The organism is Pseudopedobacter beijingensis (assembly GCF_042678145.1).
In the GTDB taxonomy this organism is placed as follows: domain Bacteria; phylum Bacteroidota; class Bacteroidia; order Sphingobacteriales; family Sphingobacteriaceae; genus Pseudopedobacter; species Pseudopedobacter beijingensis.
Genome location: NZ_JBHUDG010000019.1, coordinates 113827 through 140704, shown reverse-complemented (window position 1 = coordinate 140704; position 26878 = coordinate 113827). Strand labels below are relative to the sequence as shown.

Below are 26878 nucleotides of genomic sequence, written 5' to 3'. Positions count from 1 at the left end.
TTTATCGATGATTCCCAACTTGACTCCGCGTTTTATGATTTAGCAACACAAAACTGGAAATTTATTGGGAATCATTTTTTAACAGCCAAAAGTTTAAACAACTCCCTGATATAAATCTACATTTTCCTAATAATAAATCAATTCCATACCTTACTTTTTTTAATAACATTTGTTTAGTAATTTATGTTATTGTTTTTAAACAAAAAATGATTCGATCGTTTGAAAATAAAGACCTGGACTGCATTATAAGCATCTGGTTAAAAGCTTCTATTCTGGCTCACGATTTTGTCGAACAGAATTATTGGATAAAAAAGTCTGAGGATATGCGAAAGATCTACCTTCCGTCCAGTCATACTTTTGTGTTTTTTGATCAGGAAAAAGGTGTCATTGGTTTCATATCCCTGGTAAAAAACTATATTGCCGCACTTTTTGTTTCACCAGAATGGCAAGGTAAAGGAATAGGTAAACAGCTGATGGATTTTGCTAAACAACGACATCCCATTTTAGAGTTGGGGGTATATTCCAAGAATAGCGATTCTATTATTTTCTATAAAAAACAGGGATTTAAAGTTATTGAAAAACGAGTGGATGAGCATACAGGAGAAGAAGAAACGGTAATGGTTTATTCTAATAACTTTAACTAAGGAGTTGTTTCAGGGTTATAAATCATGTTAAGTGCTATCCAATCTTCACCACCTACTACAATTGTTGAGGTCTTTAGTGGATTTACCTTAAAACCCATGTTTTCGTAACATTTTATAGCAGACGTATTCCAATTGTAGACATTTAAGTCTATATATTCTACATTAAAATTACTCAAAGCAAAGTCTAGTAATTCCTTAACAATGGCTTTCCCAATCCCTTTTCCCCTATATGCCGGATTACCAATCAATATCCGGCAAAGTCTGGCTTCTTCCACACTTTCTCTATAAATCTCGGCATGTCCAATAACTTCTTTATTTTGCTGAGCAATCACTTTAAATGCAAAACGATTTCTATCGCCAACATAACGCTCTAACTGTGCAACTGTTAAAGGATATTCAAACAGTTTACCTGCAAACTGCACCAAATCCTTTTCACTGTTCACCCAGTCAATTAATCTGTCAAAATCTTTTCTTTCAAAAGGCTGTAATATTACCATATCCTTTAAATATGACATCTAAGACAGCAAGTTACTGATTTTAAACTATTTTAATGGTTTTGTTCTAAATAGTATTCGCAGTTTTCTTTGATAACAATATCTAAAGGAAGGTATTTAATTGCCGGCACTTTTTTCTTAAACACCAAATAATCTGTAAGGTAAGACACTGCAAAATAACCTTGTCCGTACGGGTTCTGATTGATGAGATAGCTGATTTTATCGGCATTCAGGTATCCTATATTTTGGGTCAAAAGATCGTATCCTACTATTTTAACTCCCTGTATATTACGTAATTCTAAATACTTGGCTATATGGTAAGCTTTTGATGTGGTTACATAAAAGGCAGTAATTTCTTTATGATTGGCAAACAGACTGTCCAATTGCTCAAAAAAACCGCTTTCAACAGCCCTATTTAACTCGGCACTTATTAACTTTATATTTGTTTTTTTATGCTGGAAATAAGATCTGAATCCCTTTTCTTTTTCATTAAGATGTGCTGCATTACTTATCGTTTCATCAATATGCGCTATAACTACGGTTCCTTTGGAAATACTGTTATGAATTAACCTGGCTGCAACCAGTCCGCTCTGGTGAGAGTCTTGTCCAATATAACTTAAAGGTCCAAAATCAGCTATCTGGGTATTAAAAAATATAAAAGGTATTTTGTTTTGCTGTAGGTTTTCTAAAAAGGGTAAAACCTCTTTATAAAATATTGGCGATAATAATACGCCGTCAAAATTTGCTTTCTGTATGGCTTTTGCTTTTTTTTCAAATGAATCTACATCATAAGGATCAAAAAGAAACTGCTCTACCGTAATACCATAACCTCGTAACTCTTTCTCTGCATAAAGTATTCCGTCTGACGGGGCTTTCCAATAAGAGTCTACATGATAATCAGGAATTAATGCTGCGATAGAAAAAAGTTTATTATTCCCTAAGGCTCTTGCTAATAGATTAGGTTCGTATCCTAATTCTTCTATTACTTCTAAAACTTTCTTTTTAGCCTCTTCAGATACTCTGCCCCTATTGTGTAAAACCCTGTCAACAGTGCCTGTAGAAACTCCAGATTTTGAGGCAATATCCTTTATACGAACAATTTTCTTAGTCATACTTAATTTATTGACAATACTATTTATCGGCAAGCAAATGTATCAATAAATTAATATAATTATTAAAAACTCTTTTTGTACGAGTAGTTAAGTTATGGTGTATTACAGAGGTTAGTCTTGTTGGTTTAAGCTATCTGAAATACTGAGATTTATTTAAAACAACTTATTCTTAAAAAAAAACGCAACTCAGTGAGCTGTTTTTTGAGTATAATGTAGAGTTAATGACAGACAACATGCACCTTAGGTGTGTGTGTTTTTTGTTTGGCGCATGCTGTCTATTGTCAACGGGTTTCGCTTGCTATTTTTTACCAGCGAATAATTCTTTTATAGAGATGGTTTTATTATTTATTAATGGTTTAGCATAAAATGCCAGAAACAATATATAGCCAATGGTGATGTATAAAAACATCATGGCATACCTTAAACCTAATATATCTCCCAATGAACCTACAACCAATGGCACTAAGGCTCCACCGAAAATACCGGTACATAAAATACCTGAAAATGAACCGTGGTGACTGCTTATTGAATTAAGTGCCAACGAGAATATAATGGAGAACATTACAGAAATAGTAAACCCTGACCCCATAAAAGCATAAAAAGATACTTCTGCCGAACCAAATAAGGCTAATGTGAGGGCTATAAAAGTAATGAGGGCTGCTCCTTTTAAAACCAGTTTAGAATCTATAACTTTTAAAAGTGCTAAACCTAACAAACACCCCACAGACATTAAACCCCAAAACCAGGCAACTGCTTGCGCCCCCTGTGTAACCGGGTCTACCTGATGGTACTGTTTTAAAAACTCGGACATCCAGTTTGCTAGAGATTGCTCTGTTCCTACATAGGCTATAATCCCTACAAAAAACAAAATAACGCTTTTATTCTTCAGTAAACCCAGATATACATCTGCTGTCCCTGCCTTTTCGTCTTCATTATATTCTACTTTGGGGATACTTAAAGAGGAAATAAGTATAAATATGGATATGAAAATAATACCAAACAACCAATATAAAATGGTCCACTGCATATTATTGTTTACCAATGAATTGAGGAATTGCACAATACCTCCGTTGGTATTTCCGGTAAATTCTGCAGAGGTCATATAGGTAAATACGAATGGGCTCACAAAAGAGCCTAAACCAAATACCAACTGAGCCAATACTGAGTAAAAGGCGTAATGTTCTTCGCCTCCAACGGTACGCATTAATGGATTAATAATAACCTGTAGCATAGCCATCCCAATTCCTATGGTAAATAAAGAAAATAAGGCTGTTATATAGGTTGGATTTGCCGCCAATGCCATAGATCCCAAAAAATTAAGCATAAAAGCTATAAGCATAGCTTTCTTTTCTCCCATCTTTTCTATCAGCATACCTGCTGGAATAGAGGTTATACCATAGGCCAGAAAGAAAGAGAAAGGTAAAAAGGCTGCCATGGTTAAACTTAACTGATAAGTTTCTATAATAATAGGCATTAATGGCCCTATAATATTGGTTACGAATGATATTACGAACCAAATTATTAAGATAATGAATACTAAAAACTTACTTCTTTGCATATTTTCGTTTATAAAGGTTAATATTTAAAATTAGAGAATACGTTAGCTGCACATCCTAATAAACCAGCATTATTTCCCAGTTCGGCGCGTAAAATCTGCGTATTCTTAATAGTATCCGGCATAGCCATACTTGCTACACGGTTTCTTATTTCTCTGATATAAAACTCTCCTGATTCGGAAATTCCTCCGCCAACAATGACCTTTTGCGGGCTAAACAAATTAACCAGTCCGGTTATACCCGCAGCCATATAATCAAAATGTTTATGCAATACCTCTACAGCTTCGCTTTCATTTTTATGATAAGCTTCTACAATGTGTTTTCCGTTAGCGCTTTTTCCGGTTAATTCTTTATAATCTCTAATTAATGCAGAAACAGAAGCATAGGCCTCAAAACAACCTTTAGCACCACAAGAACAGCTATTACCATTCAATTGCAGTATCATGTGTCCTATTTCTGTACCATGATTTTTATAACCACCGTACAGCTCGTTCCTGATAATAAGCCCACCGCCAATACCGGTACCTACCGTTAAAAAAACAGCATCAGATACATGACGTCCTGCTCCAAAACTTTTCTCGCCCCAAGCCATCATATTAGCATCATTATCTACCACAACGGGTAATCCGGTAGACTCTGTAATTATTTTTCCAATGGGAATATTTTTAAACTCCGGCAAATTATCTGCTCCACCAATTACAAAATCATCAAAAACAATTCCCGGAAAGCCTAAACCTACCCCTAACACTCTTTCCGTGGTATGGCTCACACATTTTCTTATAGCCGCATTGATTAAGGCTATAACCTCATCTGCAGAATAGACCTCTGATAACGGCATTACGAATGAATAAACTATTGTTCCTTTTTCATTCACCAAACCGCACTTCAAAGACGATCCTCCAACATCAATTCCTACAGAATATATTTCTCTCACTTTTATTTGTTATTATTTTAGCGAAAGTAAAAAGAGATACTTTTAGTGACTTTAGATTATGGTTAAATTCCTTTAGATTTTGTTTTAGTTAACAAAAAAACAGACTTAAAAGTGTCTTCATTAGCATAGAAACAGAGTTTATAATAGTTGTATTTTCAAATATCTATTCAGTAACAAAATCACAACATTTATTTTTTTTAACTCCAACAACTTTGTTTTTATGATGAATATGATATTTTTGTAAAGTGAGAATATTTCAACTATTATTTATCATGTATATGTCTCTGTTGACTGCTTTACCTTGTGAAGACAATCAAACGGGCGGGCAATGTGATGCTGTTGTTGAAATGACAACCCACAATCCTAATGAAAGTAAACCTGTAGATCTTTGTGGTCCTATATGTGTATGTAGCTGTTGCCATAGTGTTGTAAGTGTACCTACAAGAATTAACATCCTTGAAGAAACACCCCTATACCCTACCGAACTGAAACAGGTTTTCGCTTTTGACTCCAAATTTCATTCTAACTATTCTTGCAAAATCTGGCAACCGCCCAAGATAAACGCATAATCTTTATTTAAAGGATAGGATATTCTTATCCGTTTATTCCTTTATCCTATTTTGATAAATCCCCACAGATGTTAACCTATTAAGAGGTATTTAGGTCTCTTTTATATGGTTGGGCAAGCATGGTGTGATTTATCTCGAAATCATTTATTCAATTAAGATTAATAAAGATGCTAGATCACATTATTAAGTTTAGTATTAAGAACAAAATATTTATTGGGATTATGACTTTTGTCTTAATCCTCTGGGGTATCTGGAGCGCTACTAAACTTCCTATAGATGCCGTACCGGATATTACCAACAATCAGGTTCAGATTATTACTGCTTGTCCTACCCTTGCCGGACAAGAGGTTGAACAACTGGTAACATTTCCTATAGAACAGAGTATTGCCAATTTGCCGGGGTTGGAGGAAACCAGAAGTATATCCAGATTTGGATTATCTGTAATTACTGCTGTGTTTGAAGAGAAGGTTGACATTTATTTTGCCCGGCAACTGATCAACGAAAGGTTACAAGATGTAAATGACGAAATTCCGGTCGGAATTGGGAAACCTGTATTAGCACCTGTAAGTACAGGACTGGGCGAGGTATACCAATATATCCTGCATCCAAAAAAAGGTTCGGAGAGCAAGTATTCTGCTATGGAACTAAGAACCATGCAGGATTGGATTGTTGCCAGACAGCTACGCGGAACGCCGGGCATAGCAGAAATCAATAGCTTTGGAGGCTTACTTAAACAATACGAAGTATCGGTAAATCCTGACCGCTTAAAAGCCATGAGTATTAGTATTCCTGATATTTTTACGGCTTTAGAAAATAACAACCAAAATACCGGTGGTGCCTATATAGACAAAAAACCTAATGCTTATTTTATCAGAGGTGTTGGTTTAGTAACTTCTTTGGACGATGTCAGAAATATTGTAATCAAAAGCAATGCTAACGGCATTCCTACTTACATAAAAGATGTAGCCTCGGTAAAATTTGGAAGTGCCGTAAGATATGGCGCCATGACTTATAATGGCGAAGTTGATGCTGTTGGAGGTGTGGTAATGATGCTAAAAGGGGAAAACAGCAATGAAGTTGTAAAAAGGGTAAAAGAAAAAATACCTACCATACAAAAATCTTTACCTTATGACATTTTAATAGAGCCATATCTTGACCGTACGGATTTGGTGGGACGGGCAATGAAAACCGTAGAGAAGAACCTGATAGAAGGTGCATTGATTGTTATTTTTGTTCTGGTCATATTCCTTGGAAATTTACGGGCAGGTTTAATTGTGGCATCAGCAATCCCCTTATCGTTACTGTTTGCACTGGGAATGATGAATGTTTTCGGCATCAGTGCTAACTTAATGAGTTTAGGAGCCATAGATTTCGGGCTCATTGTAGATGGGGCCGTCATTATTGTTGAAGCCACGCTACACCATCTGGGGCTCAGAAAGTCTATCCATAAACTAAGTCAACAGGAAATGGATGAGGAAGTTTTTGTCTCTGCTTCCAAAATAAGAACCAGTGCGGCATTCGGAGAAATCATTATCTTAATTGTGTATATCCCTATTCTTACGCTGGTTGGAATTGAAGGAAAGATGTTCTCTCCTATGGCCATTACCGTAGGTTTTGCCATTTTAGGTGCACTTATCCTTTCGTTAACCTACATCCCCATGATGTGTGCTTTATTTCTTCCTAAAACCAAGAATAATAAGCAATCTTTTTCTGACCGGATGATAGCTTATCTTCAAAAAATATACACTCCTTTATTAGAAAAGGCTATTCGGTTTAAATATCTGCTGGTAAGTGCTGCAGTCGGATTGTTCTTGTTTTCGCTGCTGTTGTTTTCTAAAATGGGTGGAGAATTTATCCCTAATCTGGAAGAAGGCGATTATGCATTCCACTGTATATTACCTCAGGGTACATCCTTAAGTCAAAGTCTGGAAACTTCTATGCAGGCATCCCGAATTATCAAAGAATTTGATGAAGTTAAAATGGTTGTTGGAAAAACAGGTTCTGCAGAAGTTCCTACAGACCCCATGCCGCCAGAAGCAACGGACCTGATGATTATACTAAAACCGCAGAGCGAATGGAAAACTAAAAAAACATATAAACAGCTGTCTTCAGAAATTATGGAAAAGCTATCTGTAATACCTGGAGTTTTCTTTGAAGATAACCAGCCTATCCAAATGCGTTTTAACGAGTTAATGACTGGAATAAGACAGGATGTTGCTGTTAAAATTTTTGGTGAAGACCTGGACTCTCTCCTTACCTATGCCAATAAAGTGGCTACTGTTGTGCAGGGAGTAAAAGGAACCTCTGCTCCTATGGTTGAACGGACTTCCGGACTTCCGCAAATTAATGTAGAATACGACCGGGCAAGAATTGCCAATTACGGCTTAAATGTAAAAGAGGTTAATGATATTGTTAGTACTGCTTTTGCCGGTAAAACAAGTGGAATGGTATTTGAAAACGAAAGACGTTTTGATCTGGTGGTAAGATTAGATAGCAGCTACAGATCTTCTATAGATGATGTTTCCAATTTATGGATACCGCTGCCGGGCGGAGATCAGGTACCTTTATCTCAAATTGCAAACGTAACTTATAAACTGGGGCCTGCCCAGATAAGCCGGGAAGATGGCAAAAGAAGAATAGTAATTGGTTTTAATCTTGATAGCAGAGATGTTGCCAGTGTGGTAAAAGAAATACAGCAAAAGATAGATCAGCAGATACAGTTACCTGTTGGCTATTACTACACATTCGGAGGCATGTTTGAGAATCTGCAAAAAGCATCTCAGCGATTATTAATTGCCGTTCCTGTTTCTCTATTATTAATATTTATGCTGCTTTATTTCACCTTTCATTCATTTAAACAAGCGGGCTTAATATTTACTGCTATTCCTATGAGTGCCATTGGTGGGGTGTTTGCACTTCTTGTACGCGGAATGCCCTTTAGCATATCTGCTGGTATTGGCTTTATTGCCTTGTTTGGTGTGGCCGTGTTAAATGGGATTGTACTTATTGGCACATTTAACCAATTAGAGAAAGAAGGATATTCTGATATCATTAAACGGGTTATAGAAGGCACTAAAATCAGAATGCGCCCGGTATTAATGACCGCTACAGTGGCCAGTTTAGGTTTTTTACCTATGGCTATCAGTACCAGCGCCGGAGCAGAGGTTCAACGTCCTTTAGCCACCGTAGTTATTGGTGGACTAATTACCGCTACCCTGCTCACCTTATTTGTACTGCCCTTACTGTATATTATGTTCAATTCTAAATGGAAAACAAAACCAAAAACCCTTACGCTGATATTGGCTCTATTAGGCTTAGGTTCTTTCTCTACTATAAAAGCTCAGGAAACACAAGCAACCTCTATTACTATAGAAACAGCGATAGCTATGGCTATTAACAACAATCCTGAGCTTAAATCTAAATATCTGGAAACCAAAGCGGCAGAAAGTCTTCGCTCTACTGCGTTTGAGCTTCCCAAAACAGAACTTAACGGCCAATATGGTAATATAGGGAGTCTGGAGAAAGATAATCTTTTCCAAATTAACCAGAACATTCCTTTTCCCAGTGTTTTTGGAGCGCGTAAAAAGGTAGTAGGTTCGCAAGTCAAAGAAAGTGTTTTACAACAAGCTATTAGTTTAAATGAGGTAAAGAGTTATGTACGGGGATATTTTTACCAGATCCAATATCTGGAAGAAAACGACCGGAAACTTAAGCACCTGGATAGTCTTTACCTTTCTTTTGTAAAAGCGGCTGGTATAAGACACAAGAGTGGCGAAAGCAGTTTGTTAGAAATTAATACTGCCCAAACTAAACAGGGTGAAATAAACCTGCTTTACCTGCAGAATAAAACTTTATTAAAAAATGCTTATCAATCACTAAAAGCTGTTTTAAATACTCAGCAAGATATAAAGGTTATTAGTTCAACTGATTTTAGCCCTTTACAATTAACACAAGCTATAGACAGCAGCTCTATAGAAAAGCATCCTTTTATCCAAAGCATTTACCAAAATGCTGAAACAGCGGATAAAAACAAGAAACTGGAAAGGGCTCAAACGCTCCCCGATCTTAATTTTGGTTATAATAACCAATCTATAATTGGTACTTATACCGTAAATAATCAGGAACAGTTTTATGGATCTGATAAGCGGTTTAGCTATATTAATTTTGGAATAAGCATACCGTTAACCCTCCATGCAAATAAAGGAAGGATTAAATCTCTTGATCTGCAAAAACAGGCTTTGGAGGTTAAAGCGGAAAATGAAAAACTGAATTTAAAATCCAGATTACAGAACGAGATTGAGCAGTACAACTTTTTCAACCAACGTTATAAGTACTTTGTAAAGCAGGCACTTCCAAACGCTAAACAGATTATTAATGCAGCTCAATTAGGGTACCGAACAGGCGAAATTACTTATGTAGAATACTTGTATGCCCTGCAAACGGCTACGGATGTAGAACTGGAGTACCTGAAATCTATAGAACAAATCAATCAATCGGTTATTGATATCAATTATTTAATCAATCAGTAAATCTGGATAAAAATAAAGATAACAGCAATAAATATTAAGCAGATGAAAAATAATCAAAGCCCATATACTCTAAAAGCCCTTTTATTACTGGGACTTTTTTGCTCTCTTTCTGTTTTTTACAGTTGTAAAAGCAACAGCTCGTCTACAGAAAATAAAGAGCAGGACAACCACGAGCATGAAGAAGAGAACAGCAATAAAACGTCTTTAACACCCGATCAAATGAAATCTATACAGATTGCCTTTGGAGAAATAGAGGACAAAAACCTTACAGCAACCATCAAGATTAATGGAAAACTAAAAGTACCCAACAATAACAAAGCTAACATTACTTCTATGTATGGTGGGGTTATCCAAACCCTAAATATTGAAGTTGGGTCTAAGGTTAGAAAAGGTCAGGTAATTGCCACTATATCACATCCCAATATCATACAGATTCAGGAAGAATACCTTACCATTCTCAGCAAAATTAATTTTGCAGAACTGGAACAGCAAAGACAAAAAGATTTGAATGATGGAAACGTAGGGGCATTAAAAAATCTTCAAAATGCAGATACTGAGCTTAAGAACTTAAAAATCAGGAAAGCATCATTATATCAGCAAATTCAACTCATGGGTATTAACCCAGACAGAATAGATAATACAAATGTTAGACGCAATATCTCTATTTTAAGTCCTATTGACGGGTCTGTTAGTAATATCTATGCTAAAATAGGAAGTTATGTAGATGTATCTTCTCCGGTTGCAGAAGTGGTTAACAATTCTGGTATCCATCTGGATGTTAATGTTTACGAAAAAGATCTTCCATTCTTAAAAATCGGACAAACTGTAAACTTTACACTTACCAATAATCCATCGGTTAGTTATCAGGCAAAAATATTCAGTATCAGCTCAGCTTTTGAAAACGAGAGCAAAACCATTCCTATACATTGTGATGTGATTGGAGAAAAAAACGGGTTAATAGACGGTATGAACGTTACAGCTTTAATAGACCTGAACAATGCCCCTACAAAAGCCGTCAAAAATGGAGCTATTGTTGAGGCTGATGGTAAAAACTACATTTTTATTGTCACCGAAGATAAAGACAAGCATAACGATGCAAAAGAAACGGCCTTCGAAAAAATAGAAGTAGCAAAAGGTGTTTCTGAACTTGGTTATACAGCTGTTACTCCGGTAAAAGAAATTGAAAAGGGTACTCAAGTAGTCGTTAATGGCGCATTTTTTATCAACGCTAAAATGTCTGATACCGGAGAGCATGAGCATTAAGTTGGTCTTTATGTGTATTAATTTTATTTAGAGCAACAAGCTTAGTATCTATTCTTAAAGATGATGCTGGGCTTGTTGTGTATTATTTATAGTATTACAAGTAATTAATTTTGATTGGCAGATACAAGGTTATTTTCTTAATAGCTTGAGTTATGTTTAGATACTCATATATCTTCCGCCTCATAGCCGGCGGCTGGCCTAGTTCTTTTTTCGAATATTGTTTATTGTTTGTTTAAGGCTCTCAAGAATGCTAAGGCATTTTGTCTTGATACAAAAAGTACCAAAAAACGAGCTTACGAGTTCATGAATACCAAAAAACAATAATAACTAATGAATAATTCAAGGCTACCCAAAATGAGTTAAAAACCAAGCTGCGTTAAAAACAAAATGAACTCGCTACGCTCAAACAACATTTTGTTTTTAACGCTTACTTCGCAGGTTTTCTTAACGCTAATTTTAGGAGGCCAAAGGGCATACTTAGCAATGGAGTGTCTTGCGTTATTGCAAACCATGGTCTTGCTCTATACACCATATCAAGCCAAAGCAAAAACAACCGTTTACCTTAAATTCGGCCCTGGCCTTTGCGGCAATTACAGGCAAACCTATAACATAAACTTTAATAGCAAAGGGCGTAGCCGAGAGTTTTGGTAACTTTTGCGGAAACATGCGAAGCATTCATGAAAGCCTTTTAAAAAACAAATAAAAACTATGAATAAAGTTACTAGGGCTCGCCTATGAGAGCCGGAAAGGTATGTGCGCAAATGCCAAAGCATTTAATCAACCTAACTTGTAATAAAACCCAAAAGATATACATCCATCCCTCTATAAACCATAACCTATCCACTATCAAAACCAAACCCTTCAACTCTAAAATGTAGCTAAACAACCAGAAATTGTTCCCTTACAACCCAGAGTTGCTAACCCTAAGCTTAACCCAAACTCACATTTCATAAAACCAAAAGATAAATCAGCATAAAAAGGACTAATAAAGAACAGTTTGGATCATTTTAGGCAACGGAAGCACACCGAAGGATAAATTAGCTTAATCTGGCATAATCCTGCTCCCTATATTTTGCAAAGCGCTGCATAACCACCTTATCTTCATAAAAACTAAAAGGATTATATTATGAGAAAAGACGGAGTTATTACCTATTATGGCCAATATACTGATGTGGAGCCGCACATTAAGACCAAGCTTATGGCAGGAAATCTTGCACACAATGCTAACTTTCCTAAAACAATAGTGTTAACCTTACCACCACAAAGCTCCTTTTATATGTTTTGTTTCAAATACTTAAAAAACTTAGTATTAAAACTGATCTTCATCCAAAGCATCTCTACTTATTAGTTAACTCAAGAGTTTGTTTTTATTTTCTAAAATCCACAAAAACAGCTTCTGCATAGCTATACAGTAATATTAAACACTAAACAAGAAAGCAGTCGAAAGATACCCGAAACCATACAAAACAAAAAATAACACATTATTCATTTAAATTTCACTTGAATATTCTTAAATTCACTTTCCAAATCTCCAACTTAAACCATGGACAATAGAAGAGAATTTTTAAGAAAATCAATATTATTATCAGGAGCCGCAGGAATGGCGTCTGTACTGCCTATTTCTATCCAGAAAGCTATGGCTATAGATCCGGAACCGGGCAGTACTTTTTTAGATGCAGAGCATATTGTAATCCTGATGCAGGAAAACAGGTCTTTTGACCATTGCCTTGGAACATTATCAGGGGTTAGGGGTTTTAACGACCCACGAGCTGTTAACCTGCCGGACGGTAAGCCTGTTTGGTACCAAACTAATGCTTTGGGCCACACTTATGCCCCTTTCAGACTAAATATTAAAGACAGTAAAATAACCTGGATGGGTTCTTTACCCCACTCCAGACAAAGCCAGGTTGATGCATATAATGGCGGAAAATACGATAAATGGCTAATAGCTAAACGACCGGGCAATAAAAATTACCGTGAAATGCCATTAACGTTGGGCTATTTTACCAGAGAAGACCTTCCTTTCCATTATGCTATGGCGGATGCTTTTACGGTTTGCGATCAAAATTTTTGTTCGGCCATGACCAGCACTACTCCTAACCGTTCTTTCTTTTGGTCTGGAAAAATAACCAATACAGAAAAAGGCCGTTTAAAGGCTAATATAAGAAATACTGATTTTGGCTATGCCAAACAAAGGTGGAAGACTTTTCCTGAATTACTTCAGGATAATGGTATAAACTGGGGCTTTTACCAAAGCGACTTAAGTTGTGGCGGAGATTATGTGGGCGATGAAAGATCGTGGTTTGCTAATTTTGGCTGTAACAATCTCGAACATTTTGAAGCTTATAAGGTTAAATTCAGAGAAGGAAATATCAGAAGTTATGAAAAGCAGATAGATAAACTCCCCAAAGAAATTGAGGCTCTTGAAAATAGAACTCCCAAAAACCAAGAGGATGCCTACAAAATACAGGCAGCCATTAAAAACAAACAAAAAGCGTTAGAAAATGCAAAAGCACAATTAGAAGTATGGAACCGTGAAAACTGGGAAAAACTGGATGCCAGAAGTAAAGAACTTTATAAAAGGGCTTTTATTATTAATGATAGCGACCCTAACCACAGAGCTCTTGAAAAACATACTTATAAAGACGGAAACGAGAAAAGAGAGATGGTTATTCCTAAGGGTGATCTTTTTTACCAATTCAGAAAAGACGTTAAAGCGGGTAAACTACCTACCGTATCCTGGCTAGCGGGACCCAAAAACTTTTCGGATCACCCCAGTGCTCCATGGTATGGTGCATGGTATGTTTCTGAGGTGCTGGATATATTGACCCAAAACCCGGAAGTATGGAAAAAAACCATATTTATTGTTACTTATGATGAAAACGATGGTTATTACGATCATATCCCTCCATTCTCTATCCCTGATAACAACAAACCGGAAACAGGAAAACTTTCTGCGGGTATAGACAGCGAGGTAGAACATGTTCGTTTAGAAAATGAGCTTGCACAGGGGGTGCCCAAAAAAGAAGCCCGAGAGGCTCCTATTGGACTTGGGTTTAGAGTGCCTATGTATATTGCCTCGCCATGGAGCCGAGGTGGAAAGGTTTGTTCAGAGGTTTTTGACCATACTTCTACCCTACAGTTTTTAGAACAATTTGTAAACAGAAAATACAAGAAAAACATCCGTTTAGAAAACATAAGCGAATGGAGAAGAACTATTTGTGGTGATTTAACTTCGGTATTCAGTCCTTTTGATCCTAAAGATAAAACGCTTCCTTTTTTAAACAGAAATCAGTTTGTAGAATCTATCTACAGCGCTCAGTTTAAAAATGAACCTAAAGACTTTATTAAATTAACGGATATAGACATTAATAATGTAAAAAAAGGGAAAGCTTTATCTGGTTTTACCCATGTGCAGGAAAAAGGGAATAGAAAATCATGTGCTATTCCGTATCAGTTAGATGCACCGGCAAGTTTAAATGCTGCTAAAGATACTTTTGGGATATCTTTTTCTGCCGCTAAAGATGTATTTGGAGAAAAATCTGCAGGTGCGCCCTTTACGGTTTATGCTCCTTCGGTATTTAAAGATGAAGCTGGACAAAATGCCCCGTATAAAAACTGGTCTTTTGCTGTAAAAGCCGGGGATATTATCTCTTATAACTTTCCTTTAGCAGCTTTTGAAAATAAAGAGTACCACCTTCGTTTACATGGCCCTAATGGCTTTTTCCGCGAATTTAAAGGAAACGAACATGATCCAATTCTCTCCGTTTCTATACAACCGGAAATCAATAAACTAACAAAAAAAGCAAGTGATAAGGCCATAATAACCCTGTCTAATAAGGGAAAAACAGATGTTAATATATCTATCAAAGATATTTCGTACAACACACTAAAACCTATAGACACGCTGGTTATGGCAAATAGCAATAAAGTAGTCATTATAGATTTATCTAAAACCCAGGGCTGGTACGATTTGGAAGTTTCGGCATCTAAAAACTCTGCTTATAAACAGCGTTTAGCCGGACGGGTAGAAAACGGAAAGGAAAGTATTACCGATCCGTTAATTGGTAAAGCTTAATTAACATCGGCTCTGAATAATATACCTTCAGAGCTGGATGTTTTTAACGGATAGAACTTTGAAGTTTCTGTCCAAGGGTTAGAATGCATCTCTTAACTCCCCAGATGGGGTTTATTCGTTTTTTGAACAATTAAGCTGTGTAAAACGGCTTGTTTTTATCGGGCTAATAGATAATCCTTAAATCTCATGAGGCTCTTCGTCTGGCCAATACTCGCCCTTTATCCTTAAATCCTGATCTTCTATGGCGAATGAAATTTTCATTTTATCTGTAGACTCATAATGTAAATCAGCACATGCATTAGATAAACCAATGGTGTATCTGATTACAAAAGTCCCCCTGTTATAAGTATCAAACGTAATACTTTCTTTTACGATAACCAGATCTGCTACACTTTCCCTTTTAGCATAATGATAGGTAAATAGCAATTCGTGCAACTGCTTCAGGTTTTTATTCAGAAAAATATATAGCGTCGATACTTTATCTTCTTTGTTATCTAAATCAGTTCCTAAATTCAGACATCTCTCTTCCTGCATACAATTAAAATAAATAGATTTAAAACATTATTTATAAAATTACGCTTAATAAGATAAAAATCCTGAAAATTATGAAATGGGAAGGACGCAGACAAAGTGACAATTTCGAAAGAAGAGGCCGGGGAAAAGGTATCGCTATTGGCGGTATAGGAACTATTGTTATTGTAATATTAGGTTTATTATTTGGACAAGACCCCGGACAGTTGTTAAATGTTATACAACAACAAAATATAACCAGCGAACAAACCTCTACTGAAAATGCCTCTCAGAGTAAAGCCGAAGCTTTTACAAGAGTGGTACAGGCAGATACAGAAGATGTCTGGACTAAAATATTCAGCGAAAACGGGAAGCGATATGCAGAACCTACCCTGGTAACATTTGAAGGTAGTGTTAATTCTGCCTGCGGATCGGCAAGCGCTGCTGTGGGACCTTTTTATTGCCCCGGAGACAGTAAAATATACATAGACCTCTCTTTTTATGATGAACTAAAAAGCAGGTTTAAAGCTTCGGGAGATTTTGCTATGGCTTATGTTATAGCTCATGAGGTGGGGCATCACGTCCAAAATTTACTGGGAACCAACCAAATCCTTCAGCAAGCCCGGGGCCGTATGAGCGAAGCTGAATATAACAGACTGTCTGTAAAGTTGGAATTACAGGCTGATTTTTATGCGGGGGTATGGGCTCATTTTCAGGAAAAGAATATGTTATTAGATGAAGGTGATATAGAAGAGGCTTTAAATGCTGCAAATGCTATTGGCGATGACAGACTCCAAAAAGAGGCACAAGGCTATGTGGTACCCGATGCGTTTACCCACGGAACATCTGCACAAAGGGTAAAATGGTTTAAAAAGGGTTACCAAACAGGAGATATCAGACAAGGAGATACTTTCAAAAGTGTAGATTTATAAGCATATTTTTCTTCCAATTGTATAATAAAAGCTACACATAAGGTTCTGTATTGCATAACACACCCCAACCAAGAATAGACTCATTATCAAAACAATAGAATAGTTTTAAGTATAATTTATTTTTTGGTCTGTGGATTGAATATTGCAGAAGCAATAACATTTAAAACTAGAAACAATCGGTTATGAAAAAACTATTTTTAGTAGCAGCTGCATTTATTATGGGGGCTGCTGCATACGCACAAACTGGTAAAACTTCGTTTGGTTTAAAAGCAGGGATTAATTTACCAAAATACAGATATGAAGACTCTGGTTCTTCTACAAAAACTATAACCAGCTATCACTTGACAGGATATGCGGATATTCCTTTCTCTACAGCTGTTTCTTTCCAACCAGGTATTTCATTACAAGGTAAAGGAGGGAAAGTTACAATTCTTGGTAATGATATAACTCACGATGTAATGTCTATAGACATCCCGCTTAACATCGTCGGTTACTTTCCTGCTGGTCCTGGCAAAGTTTTTATTGGTGCTGGCCCTTATGTTGGATTTAATGTTTCAGGAAAAGATAAAATCAATGGAGATAAGTCTGACACTAATATAGGAAATAAAAACACCGATTCTATTAAAGGTACTGATGTAGGTCTTAATGGATTAGTGGGTTACCAATTTGCATCTGGCTTTAATATTGGTGCAGGTTACGGATTAGGTTTATCTAATTTAAAGCCTGGAGACGGATCAATCAAAAAAAATAACAGAGTATTATCATTCTCTGTAGGTTTCGCTTTCTAAAAAACGATTTCTCTACATAAAAAAGGACATCTTCTATTTAAGAAGATGTCCTTTTTGCATTATTAGGGTAAATAAACTAATATTGTTTTCTATTCAATAAGAAATATGAACCCAATACGAGATATAGAAAACCTTACTGTCCCCCTGTTGTTAAGAAATGTGGTAAAAAACATTCATCAACCGGATAGAACTTTTTTAAAGAGAAAGGTTAAAGATGAATGGGAAGAAATATCTTTCAGAACAACGCTGGATAATGCAGACAAAGTATCTTCTTACTTTCTGGATAATGGTATTACTAAAGGCGACAGAATTGGATTCCTTCTCGAAAACTCTCCTGAATATGTCTTTTTTGATCAGGGAGCACAACAAATAGGCGCTGTAAACACCTCTGTTTACCCTACACTTTCAGAAACAGAAATAGAATACATTTTAAAAGATTCTGGAATAAAAATGTTGTTGGTAGGCAGCCCTTTCTTATTAAAAAAGGTTATTAAAATTGCCAATAACTGCGCTAACCTGATCAGGATTGTAGTAACCTTTGAAGATTACGGAAAAATCACAGAGAATACATCACTAAATGCGGGCATTTTAAGCCTCAATTCCCTTTTAGATAAAGGTTCGCAACAACTTACTAAATACCAGAAACAGATAGAAATACAAAGGAATGATGTAATGCCGTCGGATTTATCGGCTTTGATTTACACTTCAGGTACTACAGGTACTCCAAAAGGCGCCATGCTTACGCATTATAATTTTGTAGAAAATGTACGCGAATGCCTTAACCAGATTCCTGTTATTGTTCCGGAAGATGTATTCCTTTCCTTTCTTCCCCTATCGCATGTTTTTGAACGCACAGCAACCTATCATGTATGCTGCGCTATGGGCTGTCAGATAGCTTTTGCCCAAAGCTTAGAGTTATTGGCTAAAAACATGGAAGAAGTAAAACCCATGGTTATTTCCTGTGTTCCCAGGTTACTGGAAAAAATCCACGATAAGGCTATTAAAAGCGGAACATCTGCAGGTGGCACCAAAGCTAAAATATTTCTTTGGGCACTGGATATTGGACAAAAATACCGGGAAGTTAATGAAGCTGGTAAAACACCAGGTATAAAGTTATCTCTACAATATGCTATTGCCAAAAAGCTGGTGTTTTCTAAAATTATAGAAAAGACCGGAGGAAGATTAAAATTCATGATATCTGGAGGAGCTGCATTACCACGCAATGTTGGGGAGTTTTTTGGAAACCTGGGTATTAAAATACTGGAAGGCTTTGGCTTAACAGAAACATCTCCTGTAATGTCGGTTACAGAATACAACAGACAGGTTTATGGTACTGTAGGCAGAATTATTCCGGGAATTGAAGTAGGCATTCAAGATGTAGAAACCAAAGAATTTATTACTATACAAACTTACCGATCGTTTAATCCAGATTTTACCTCTGAAGAGGGAGAAATTTGTGTAAGAGGACACTGCGTAATGAAAGGCTATTGGAACAAACCCGAAGAAACAGCTCTGGTAATAGATGCTGAAGGATGGTTTCATACGGGAGATGTAGGTAGGTTTTTCAGAGGGAATCTGCAAATTACAGATCGTATTAAAAATATGCTGGTGAATGCTTATGGAAAAAACATTTATCCTACTCCGGTAGAAAACACCTATCTCAAAAGCCAAAAAATTGAGAGTGTCTTTCTTATCGGCGACAAAAAAGAATATGTTTCGGCTATTATAACTCCATCCAGAGAAACTTTACAGGAAACTTTCAACCTACCCAATGCTTTCTTCGATGAAAGCGACGAGGTTTTTATTGAGGATACCGAAATAAGAAAATGGATTGAGGAAGACCTTAAAAAATATGCTCAGGAACTGGCAAAGTTTGAAAGAATAAAAACCTTCAAACTCAAAAGAAATCCTTTTAGTATGGAAGAGGGAGAAATTACACCGACTCTAAAGCCTAAAAGAAAAGTTATTGAGAAAAAATATCATGATATTATTGAAGAGCTTTACAGCGAAGATACCGAACAATAAACTGTAAACAGAGGTAAAGCTATCTCCTATTTTCACCCCACTGAATATAAGGGATAGCTTCTCTTCTTTAAACTTTTCTACGAATAGTCAACACAGAAAACTGCCTAACAACCAATTCTCCGGTTTTACTTTTCACTTCTTCGGCATGTTCTTTTGCCTCAGCAATAGAAAAATCAGTACTTTTTAATAAATCAGCTATATCATTGGGATTATACAAGCGAAAACCGAATTTAACAAACGGCAGCTTTTCCATAAAATCTTTATGCGCAAAAGTAAGCAGCAAACTCCCTCCGGGACGTAAGACTCTAAAAACATCTGTTATAAACGCTAAAGGGGCTTCCCAAAAATATAGCGTATTTACAGTAAATACCCTATCAAATATTCCATCATCAAAGGGTAATACATTACCACCATTATACAGCACAAATTCTGCTTTCTGTTTTGTAATAAAATCTTTATTGATTTGTTTAGCCTGTAAAGACATGGTTTCCGAAATTTCTATTCCGGTATAATGTAAATCATTACTTCTGTCAAATAAAAGTTTCAGGTGACCGGCATTGCCATGTCCAATTTCTAATACAGAATTAACCTGTCCTAAAGAAAGGTTATCTAAAGTAGCTAAAGTCATTCCAATATTGGTTTCGTCCATCATTTCCCCCATGGCTATCCCCTCTTCCCTATCGGGACAACTTAATTGAGCCGCTATTTTAGCTAGTGTCTCGTTTTTATCGTTTATTTCATCTATTGACATAAATCTATTTGCTGCCTATTGCTTGCTATCTAAATTATAGATAGCATTTTATTTATATTGTTTAAAAGTAAACATTAAACCTCTAATAAAATGTCTGTATAATCTCAAAAAGCACTTATAATTACTAAATATTTTAGTAATTTTGTTTTTAAGTGAGTAAGCTGTTAATGGCACAGAAAGAGGAAAATACCTACAAGAAAATCATCCATATTGATATGGATGCATTTTACGCCTCTGTAGAGCAACGGGATTTCCCTGAATTCAGAGGAAAAGCCCTGGCTGTAGGCGGCTCTCCCGATGGACGCGGTGTGGTGGCTACCTGTAGCTACGAAGCTCGTCAGTACGGGGTACGCTCTGCCATGTCCTCCAGAAAAGCATTAGAGCTTTGCCCACACCTTATTTTCACCAGACCACGCTTTGATGTTTACCGGGAGGTATCTTTGCATATACGGTCTATTTTCGGTCGTTATACAGATCTTATAGAGCCTTTATCTTTAGACGAAGCTTATTTAGATGTGACAGAAGATAAACTGCATATTGGTTCGGCAATAGATATCGCTAAAAAAATAAAAGAGAACATTCAAGAAGAACTTCAGTTAACAGCTTCTGCGGGTGTGTCTACCAACAAATTCATTGCTAAAATAGCTTCAGATTATCAAAAACCTGATGGACTTACTTTTATTGGTCCTTCAAAGGTTATTCCTTTTATTGAAACACTTCCAATCGAAAAGTTTTTTGGAGTGGGCAAAGTAACTGCAGCTAAAATGAAAAAGCTAGGGATTTTTACTGGTTACGATTTAAAGCAATGGGAAGAAAGCAAACTCATCAGACAATTTGGAAAAGCCGGTGGGTTCTATTATAACATTGTCCGCGGTATAGATCGCAGAGAAGTACATCCCAATCGTATCAGTAAGTCTGTTGGCGCTGAAGACACTTTTGAAAATGACATTAATGATCCTGAGCTTCTACATATTGAACTTGAGAAACTCAGCAAACGGGTTAGCCAGCGTATGACAGCTAAAAATGCTGAGGGAAAAACAATAACGCTAAAAGTTAAGTTTGCAGATTTTACTCAAATAACACGTAGCCAAACCTTAACAAAATACATTTCGGATACAGATACGCTATTAGAGATTTCTAAATCTTTACTGGGAGCTATAGATATTGAGGAAAAGAAAATCAGGCTTTTAGGAGTCTCTCTATCCAATTTCTGGAGCGATAAGGAACTCATATCCTATAACGGACAATTAAGTTTATTTTAAAATGCAAAAATCAGGTGTTGCCAATCTTCCTCTTCATTACGGCCATGTCCCTAAATGGCTTGCAGACAGAATGGCTAAACTGGGACTTTCTATAACAGAATCTATTTTGGAAAATTATGGAGCAGATGAATTTCTGAAAAGAATGTCTGATCCTTTTTGGTTCCAGAGTCTGGGCTGTGTTTTAGGAATGGACTGGCATTCATCCGGTATAACCACTTCTGTTTTAGGCGCTTTAAAACGATCTATTAATCCATTAAGTAAAGAACTTGGCTTATTTATTTGTGGCGGTAAAGGCAAACAATCCAAAGCCACTCCTCATGAATTATTAATTTATAGTGAACGAAACGGATTAAATGCCAATCAGCTTATTCGTTCTTCTAAACTGGTTGCCAAAGTAGATAATACAGCCGTACAAGATGGCTATCAGCTTTACCTGCATTGCTTTATCTTAGATCAGAAAGGAAACTGGACGGTTGTACAGCAAGGAATGCAGGATGCAAGCTCAAGTGCCAGAAGATACCATTGGCACTCTGCTTCTGTTAAGAACTTTACAGAAACACCGCACAGTGGTATTTGTGGAATTAATCATGGAAATATTCTGGACTTAACTGCTTTATCTGCTAAACCCAGCAAAGAGGGAATTATCAATTTAACACAAGAAAAACCTCAACATATACTTGCAGAAATACAACAATTACACATGCCTAAACATCACGATGTAAGGGCAAAAGATGTTGACCTTAAAAGATTGGGTGCTATGCTTTGGCTTAGTCATGAAAAGCGTCCGGCAGATTTTGAAGAATTATTATTACTGGAAGGTTTAGGTCCGCGTACACTGCAATCTCTGGCTTTGGTAAGCGAAGTTATTTTTGGTACGCCCACCAGATTTAAAGATCCTGCGCGGTTTTCTTTTGCTCATGGAGGCAAAGACGGTCATCCTTTTCCGGTGTTAACTAAAGTTTTTGATGAGACAATAGATTTTATGAATAAAGCAGTACAAGAATCTAAACTTGGATTTTCGGAAAAATCTATGGCTGTAAAAGCATTAAGTAATCTGGCTTTTAAATCGGAACAACATTTTACACCTAATAACAACTTTGATGAATTGATTAAGAGAGAGAGCGAAAATGCCTGGAAATATGGAGGTAAAACGGTTTTCGGAGATTCTAAACCACCTAACAATAATCAACAATTGAGTTTATTTGATTTTTAAGATTATTTTTGTGCCATGACTCCAGAAGAACTTGCCGAAATGAAACAATACTATGCGAATAAGGAATTACCTGAAACGCTTCAGTATAATGACTGTACAATGATGTATGATGTTAGAAAAACTGTTAATTCAGATATCCTCATACTTGAAAGTTTTGGTTATACCAATACTTTTTGTGCTTCCTGGGAAAGACTTACCAATATCAGAAAGATGATTGAAGGTGAACAACAACCTGCAGACTCTAATTCGAACGAATAGCATCTACCGGATTTAACGCTGAAGCTGAATAGGCTGGCCAAAATCCAGAAATAACACCTATAACTACGGATATTGTTATTCCCCGGATAATATTATCCAGGTTAAGGATAATTTTAAAATCAAACAGATGTGTTGCCAGTTGGCTTGCACCAAATACAATAGCTAACCCCAACAAACCTCCAATCAAAGAAAGGGCTATGGATTCAAAAAGAAACTGCATAAGGATAAAATAATTTTTAGCCCCCAATGATTTCTGTATCCCTATGATATTGGTTCTTTCTTTGACAGAAACAAACATAATATTGGCTATACCAAAGCCGCCTACCAGAATAGAAAATCCACCTATAATCCAGCCTGCAATATTGATAATAATAAACATTTGATCTAACTGTTCGGAAAGAATGGTACTTTTATTCAATGCAAAATCATCTTCCTGAGCCGGTTTCAGCTTTCTGATAGAACGCATAGCACCACGCAGTTCATCTTCCAGTTGATCTATATTTAAGTTGTCTTTACCTCTAACAGTAATCTGAGGAGAATAATTGTTGTTGCGAATATCTATGAGGTTTCTTGCAAAATTTAAGGGTATCACTACTTCATTATCAAAAGAAAAACCCAACATATCCTCCCCTTCTTTCTTTAAAACACCTACAACCATCACATTACGTCCCATTATTTTAATAAACTTTCCGACTGCTTGTTGATTAGGAAATAACCCCTCTGCTACTCCTGCTCCAATTACCGTTAATGCTGTCCCCGATTGAGATTCTAATTCAGTAAAATACCTACCCTCTTCAAAATCAAATGTCCATGTCTTATAAGAATCATAAGAAACTGCTATAATTTTGGCACCTTCTATAGAGTTATTCTTGTGTTTAAGGGTTTTATTAGCTATATGCAATTCATAAGAAACACCTTCTACATCATTTAATCTTGCTTTCAAAAGTTCGGCTTCTTTTAATTGAGCTTCTGGCCTTTGTACATATTTCCACCAGGGATATTCTCCAAAACCTCCCCATGGCCATTTTTCTATAAATACTGTTTTAGTTCCTAATTTATCTGCACTCTCCTGTAATTTCCCCCTAAATGTATCTACCAATGCAAAAACAGAGATAATGGTAACTATACCAATAGTTATTCCCAATAAAGAAAGAAATGTACGTGTTTTATTCTGCCGTAATGCATCGTAGGCAAAATAGAAGCTTTCTTTAAACAACTTGAAGAATAATACCATATACTCAAAGACAACAAAAATCGGATTTTGTTACAAAGTAAATCTAATAAACTAGCTATAATTTAACTAATTCCTTTGATTTAATTGGAAACGACTATCTTATATCCCTATCATTTCCCACATTTTCATGTAAAAAAAGATAAATATAAAACTTTCGAAAACACTTATTAAGTAGCTTTGTTACGTTTATGAATTTATTTTTTGTAAATTTGCGCTCCGAAATATTTTGTTTACAGACATATGAAATTATCACAATTTAAATTCCACTTACCTGATTCTTTAGTAGCCCATCATCCTGCTGAAAAACGTGACGAATCACGTTTAATGGTTTTGGACAAAAAAACAGGACATATTGAACACAAATTATTTAAAGATGTTCTTGGTTATTTTGACGACAAAGACGTGATGATTTTAAATAACACCAAAGTTTTTCCTGCCCGTTTATATGGTAATAAAGAAAAAACAGGTGCTACCATCGAAGTTTTCTTATTGAGAGAATTAAACAAAGAATTAAGACTTTGGGACGTTCTTGTTGATCCTGCCAGAAAAATCAGAGTGGGTAATAAACTATATTTCGGTGATGACGATTTATTGGTTGCTGAGGTTGTAGACAACACTACTTCCAGAGGAAGAACCATTAGATTTTTATTTGACGGTACTGACGAAGAATTCCGTGAAAATATTGAAATATTAGGCGAAACTCCACTTCCTAAATACATTAAACGTAAACCTACACTAGAAGACAAAGAGCGTTATCAAACTATTTTTGCTAAAAACGAAGGTGCTGTAGCTGCACCAACTGCAGGCTTGCACTTTAGCAGGGAATTAATGAAAAGACTTGAGCTTAAAGGTGTTGAGTTTGCCGAGGTAACACTACACGTTGGTTTAGGTACTTTCAGACAAGTGGAGGTTGAAGATTTAACCAAACATAAAATGGACTCTGAGCAATTTATGATTGCTGAGAAAGATGCGAATGTGGTAAACAAAGCTATCGAAGAAAAAAGAAGAATTTGTGCTGTAGGTACTACGGTGATGAGAAGTATTGAATCTGCAGTATCTGCAAGTCATACTCTAAAACCGATGAATGACTGGACTTCTAAATTCATCTTCCCTCCTTATGATTTTAGCATAGCTAACAGCATGATTACTAACTTTCATACACCAGAATCTACATTATTGATGATGGTTGCTGCTTTTGGTGGTTACGAGCATGTAATGAATGCTTATGAAATTGCTGTTAAAGAAAAATACAGATTCTACAGCTATGGTGATGCCATGCTGATTATCTAATTTTGAATATAAAAATAAAAAAGGAATAAACAAGCCGTTCAGCTTGATAGTTATCCGATATAAAAAAGATACCTTCCGTAAGAAATTATTCTTAACAAGGTATCTTTTTTGATTGATGTCTGTTCTGTTTGTATACCCTTTATTTCTAAATAAGCTTTATAATGGATTATCGGTTTTTTGCTATAATTGTTGCCGGAGGTTCTGGAAAAAGAATGAACAGCACTACTCCTAAGCAGTTTTTATTAATCAATAATAAACCGATAATTGTACATACTATAGAAAAGTTCCTACAATCTGCCTATTCTCCGGAAATTGTATTGGTACTTTCCGAAAAAGACCAGCATTATTGGAATGAGCTTTCTAAAACTAGTAGTCTTAATACAAACTATCACTTTGCCTCTGGTGGAGCGGAACGATTTTTCTCTGTAAAAAATGGTTTAGAAAAAGTAAACGATCTTCTTAAACCCAGAGAAAAAGCTATTATTGCTATACATGATGCTGTACGACCATTAGTATCCACAGAAACCATTGACAAATGTTTTACAGCAGCAAAGGATAAAGGAAATGGCATAAGCTATGCTCCATCAAAAGATTCGGTAAGGATTATAGATCCGCACACTTCATCTAACAGATCTGTTCCACGTCAGCAAATTGCCCTTATACAAACACCTCAATCTTTTGATTATGATTTGCTAAAAAAGGCTTACTTACAAGAATACAATGAGAATTTCACGGACGATGCTTCTGTTGTAGAAGCGGCTGGATATCCTATCAATCTGGTAGAAGGTGATGTTTTTAATATCAAGATTACCTATCCCGAAGATATTATATTAGCTAAAACTCTTTTAGAAGAATCTTAACCATGGAACAAAAACTACATACCTCTTTTTACATCGTATCAGCGTTTGTTGCTTTATTAATTTACTTATCTTACCATTTATTTTACACCCCTATTTTCTTAAAATTTCAACCATACATCTTATCTATCTACTTTATAGCATACAGTTTTGTAGTATATAATAAAACGAAGTCCCTTACAATAGGTAACTATATTCCCGTTGTTATTCTGTATGTAATATTTTTCGGCTGTATATTGGTGTATAATAGCTTTAATGGTAAACCTTCTGCTTTTTGGCTTCTTGAACTAGTTTTACAACTAAGTATTTCAGGGACAGCCACACTTATAGGCTATGGATTAGTCTATATATTCAGCAGATTAAAAACAAAATAAACCTCTCTTTACTAATTACCTTTTATTATTCTGAGCAATACAGCTATAATTGCAAGCACGATTAATATATGTATTAAACCTCCTCCAAAAGGGGTCACAAAAGCTCCAAAGATCCAGATTATAACTAATATAACTGCGATTGTATAAAGGACATTTCCCATGGTACATTTTTTTAAGTTAACAATTCGTTTAATAATTAGATGAG

At 36.0% G+C, this 26878-nt stretch carries 23 protein-coding genes; 14 read left to right on the top strand and 9 right to left on the bottom strand.

Annotated elements, in window-relative coordinates:
* Window positions 1–206 precede the first annotated feature (206 nt).
* Window positions 207–644 carry an N-acetyltransferase gene (locus ACFSAH_RS12910; protein ID WP_379663160.1) on the top strand — a complete coding sequence of 146 codons (438 nt, stop codon included), beginning with the start codon at window positions 207–209 and terminating at the stop codon, window positions 642–644.
* Here ACFSAH_RS12910 and ACFSAH_RS12905 read toward each other — a convergent pair.
* The 4 genes from ACFSAH_RS12905 to ACFSAH_RS12890 all read right to left on the bottom strand — a co-directional run bounded on the left by ACFSAH_RS12905 (window position 641) and on the right by ACFSAH_RS12890 (window position 4740).
* Window positions 641–1141 (bottom strand): GNAT family N-acetyltransferase, encoded by a 501-nt coding sequence (locus tag ACFSAH_RS12905; RefSeq protein WP_379663159.1) that lies wholly within the window; start codon window positions 1139–1141, stop codon window positions 641–643. The two genes, ACFSAH_RS12910 and ACFSAH_RS12905, sit on opposite strands and share 4 nt — an antisense overlap.
* Window positions 1142–1191: 50 nt before the next feature.
* Entirely contained in the window at window positions 1192–2250 is a 1059-nt protein-coding gene (locus ACFSAH_RS12900; RefSeq protein ID WP_379663158.1) for a LacI family DNA-binding transcriptional regulator, read from the bottom strand.
* Window positions 2251–2548: 298 nt separating this feature from the next.
* Window positions 2549–3808 (bottom strand): MFS transporter, encoded by a 1260-nt coding sequence (locus tag ACFSAH_RS12895; protein WP_379663157.1) that lies wholly within the window; start codon window positions 3806–3808, stop codon window positions 2549–2551.
* A 17-nt stretch (window positions 3809–3825) separates the two neighbouring features.
* Complete coding sequence (locus tag ACFSAH_RS12890; protein WP_379663156.1) at window positions 3826–4740, bottom strand: ROK family protein; 915 nt, start codon at window positions 4738–4740, stop codon at window positions 3826–3828.
* 245 nt (window positions 4741–4985) lie between these two features.
* Between ACFSAH_RS12890 and ACFSAH_RS12885 the strand changes: the two genes are divergently transcribed.
* The 3 genes from ACFSAH_RS12885 to ACFSAH_RS12875 all read left to right on the top strand — a co-directional run bounded on the left by ACFSAH_RS12885 (window position 4986) and on the right by ACFSAH_RS12875 (window position 11101).
* Window positions 4986–5309 carry a DUF6660 family protein gene (locus tag ACFSAH_RS12885; RefSeq protein ID WP_379663155.1) on the top strand — a complete coding sequence of 108 codons (324 nt, stop codon included), beginning with the start codon at window positions 4986–4988 and terminating at the stop codon, window positions 5307–5309.
* 167 nt (window positions 5310–5476) lie between these two features.
* Window positions 5477–9838, top strand: a complete 4362-nt coding sequence (locus ACFSAH_RS12880) for a CusA/CzcA family heavy metal efflux RND transporter (protein WP_379663154.1) — start codon at window positions 5477–5479, stop codon at window positions 9836–9838.
* Window positions 9839–9880: 42 nt separating this feature from the next.
* The gene (locus ACFSAH_RS12875; protein ID WP_379663153.1) at window positions 9881–11101 is read left to right on the top strand and encodes an efflux RND transporter periplasmic adaptor subunit; all 1221 of its coding nucleotides are present in this window, start codon (window positions 9881–9883) and stop codon (window positions 11099–11101) included.
* 498 nt (window positions 11102–11599) lie between these two features.
* Here ACFSAH_RS12875 and ACFSAH_RS12870 read toward each other — a convergent pair whose 3' ends face one another.
* Entirely contained in the window at window positions 11600–11776 is a 177-nt protein-coding gene (locus ACFSAH_RS12870) for a hypothetical protein (RefSeq protein ID WP_379663152.1), read from the bottom strand.
* 451 nt (window positions 11777–12227) lie between these two features.
* Here ACFSAH_RS12870 and ACFSAH_RS12865 point away from each other — a divergent pair, with 451 nt between their 5' ends.
* Together ACFSAH_RS12865 and ACFSAH_RS12860 are read left to right on the top strand one after the other, a co-directional pair.
* Window positions 12228–12449 carry a hypothetical protein gene (locus tag ACFSAH_RS12865; protein WP_379663151.1) on the top strand — a complete coding sequence of 74 codons (222 nt, stop codon included), beginning with the start codon at window positions 12228–12230 and terminating at the stop codon, window positions 12447–12449.
* A 195-nt stretch (window positions 12450–12644) separates the two neighbouring features.
* On the top strand, window positions 12645–15179 hold the full coding sequence (locus ACFSAH_RS12860; RefSeq protein ID WP_379663150.1) for a phosphocholine-specific phospholipase C: 2535 nt from the start codon (window positions 12645–12647) through the stop codon (window positions 15177–15179).
* A gap of 177 nt (window positions 15180–15356) precedes the next feature.
* Here the strand turns inward: ACFSAH_RS12860 and ACFSAH_RS12855 are convergent, their stop codons facing one another.
* Window positions 15357–15713, bottom strand: a complete 357-nt coding sequence (locus tag ACFSAH_RS12855; protein ID WP_379663149.1) for a hypothetical protein — start codon at window positions 15711–15713, stop codon at window positions 15357–15359.
* 71 nt (window positions 15714–15784) lie between these two features.
* On the opposite strand from ACFSAH_RS12855, the gene ypfJ reads away from it, so the two are divergent.
* The 3 genes from ypfJ (at window position 15785) to ACFSAH_RS12840 (ending at window position 19434) form a co-directional block, all read left to right on the top strand.
* Window positions 15785–16621 carry a KPN_02809 family neutral zinc metallopeptidase gene (ypfJ, locus tag ACFSAH_RS12850; RefSeq protein WP_379663148.1) on the top strand — a complete coding sequence of 279 codons (837 nt, stop codon included), beginning with the start codon at window positions 15785–15787 and terminating at the stop codon, window positions 16619–16621.
* 182 nt (window positions 16622–16803) lie between these two features.
* Window positions 16804–17409, top strand: a complete 606-nt coding sequence (locus tag ACFSAH_RS12845; protein ID WP_379663147.1) for a porin family protein — start codon at window positions 16804–16806, stop codon at window positions 17407–17409.
* 105 nt (window positions 17410–17514) lie between these two features.
* Window positions 17515–19434, top strand: a complete 1920-nt coding sequence (locus ACFSAH_RS12840) for an AMP-dependent synthetase/ligase (protein ID WP_379663146.1) — start codon at window positions 17515–17517, stop codon at window positions 19432–19434.
* Between the two features lie 67 nt (window positions 19435–19501).
* Here ACFSAH_RS12840 and ACFSAH_RS12835 read toward each other — a convergent pair whose 3' ends face one another.
* A complete protein-coding gene (locus ACFSAH_RS12835) occupies window positions 19502–20185 on the bottom strand; it encodes a class I SAM-dependent methyltransferase (protein WP_379663145.1) in 684 nt (227 codons plus the stop codon).
* A 167-nt stretch (window positions 20186–20352) separates the two neighbouring features.
* On the opposite strand from ACFSAH_RS12835, the gene dinB reads away from it, so the two are divergent.
* From dinB to ACFSAH_RS12820, 3 genes are read left to right on the top strand one after another with little or no spacing between them, the layout of a single operon-like run.
* Complete coding sequence (gene dinB / locus ACFSAH_RS12830) at window positions 20353–21447, top strand: DNA polymerase IV (RefSeq protein ID WP_379663144.1); 1095 nt, start codon at window positions 20353–20355, stop codon at window positions 21445–21447.
* Between the two features lies 1 nt (window position 21448).
* Complete coding sequence (locus ACFSAH_RS12825) at window positions 21449–22660, top strand: DUF763 domain-containing protein (RefSeq protein WP_379663143.1); 1212 nt, start codon at window positions 21449–21451, stop codon at window positions 22658–22660.
* Window positions 22661–22675: 15 nt separating this feature from the next.
* Entirely contained in the window at window positions 22676–22918 is a 243-nt protein-coding gene (locus ACFSAH_RS12820) for a DUF6965 family protein (protein ID WP_379663142.1), read from the top strand.
* On the opposite strand, the gene ACFSAH_RS12815 is transcribed toward ACFSAH_RS12820, so the two are convergent.
* Entirely contained in the window at window positions 22902–24152 is a 1251-nt protein-coding gene (locus ACFSAH_RS12815) for an ABC transporter permease (protein WP_379663141.1), read from the bottom strand. The genes ACFSAH_RS12820 and ACFSAH_RS12815 overlap by 17 nt on opposite strands.
* 240 nt (window positions 24153–24392) lie before the next feature.
* Here ACFSAH_RS12815 and queA point away from each other — a divergent pair, with 240 nt between their 5' ends.
* A complete protein-coding gene (gene queA / locus ACFSAH_RS12810) occupies window positions 24393–25442 on the top strand; it encodes a tRNA preQ1(34) S-adenosylmethionine ribosyltransferase-isomerase QueA (RefSeq protein ID WP_379663140.1) in 1050 nt (349 codons plus the stop codon).
* A gap of 161 nt (window positions 25443–25603) precedes the next feature.
* Window positions 25604–26302, top strand: coding sequence for a 2-C-methyl-D-erythritol 4-phosphate cytidylyltransferase (locus tag ACFSAH_RS12805; protein WP_379663139.1), 699 nt, complete (start codon window positions 25604–25606; stop codon window positions 26300–26302).
* A gap of 382 nt (window positions 26303–26684) precedes the next feature.
* Here ACFSAH_RS12805 and ACFSAH_RS12800 read toward each other — a convergent pair whose 3' ends face one another.
* Window positions 26685–26834, bottom strand: a complete 150-nt coding sequence (locus ACFSAH_RS12800; protein WP_379663138.1) for a lmo0937 family membrane protein — start codon at window positions 26832–26834, stop codon at window positions 26685–26687.
* Between the last annotated feature and the right edge of the window lie 44 nt (window positions 26835–26878).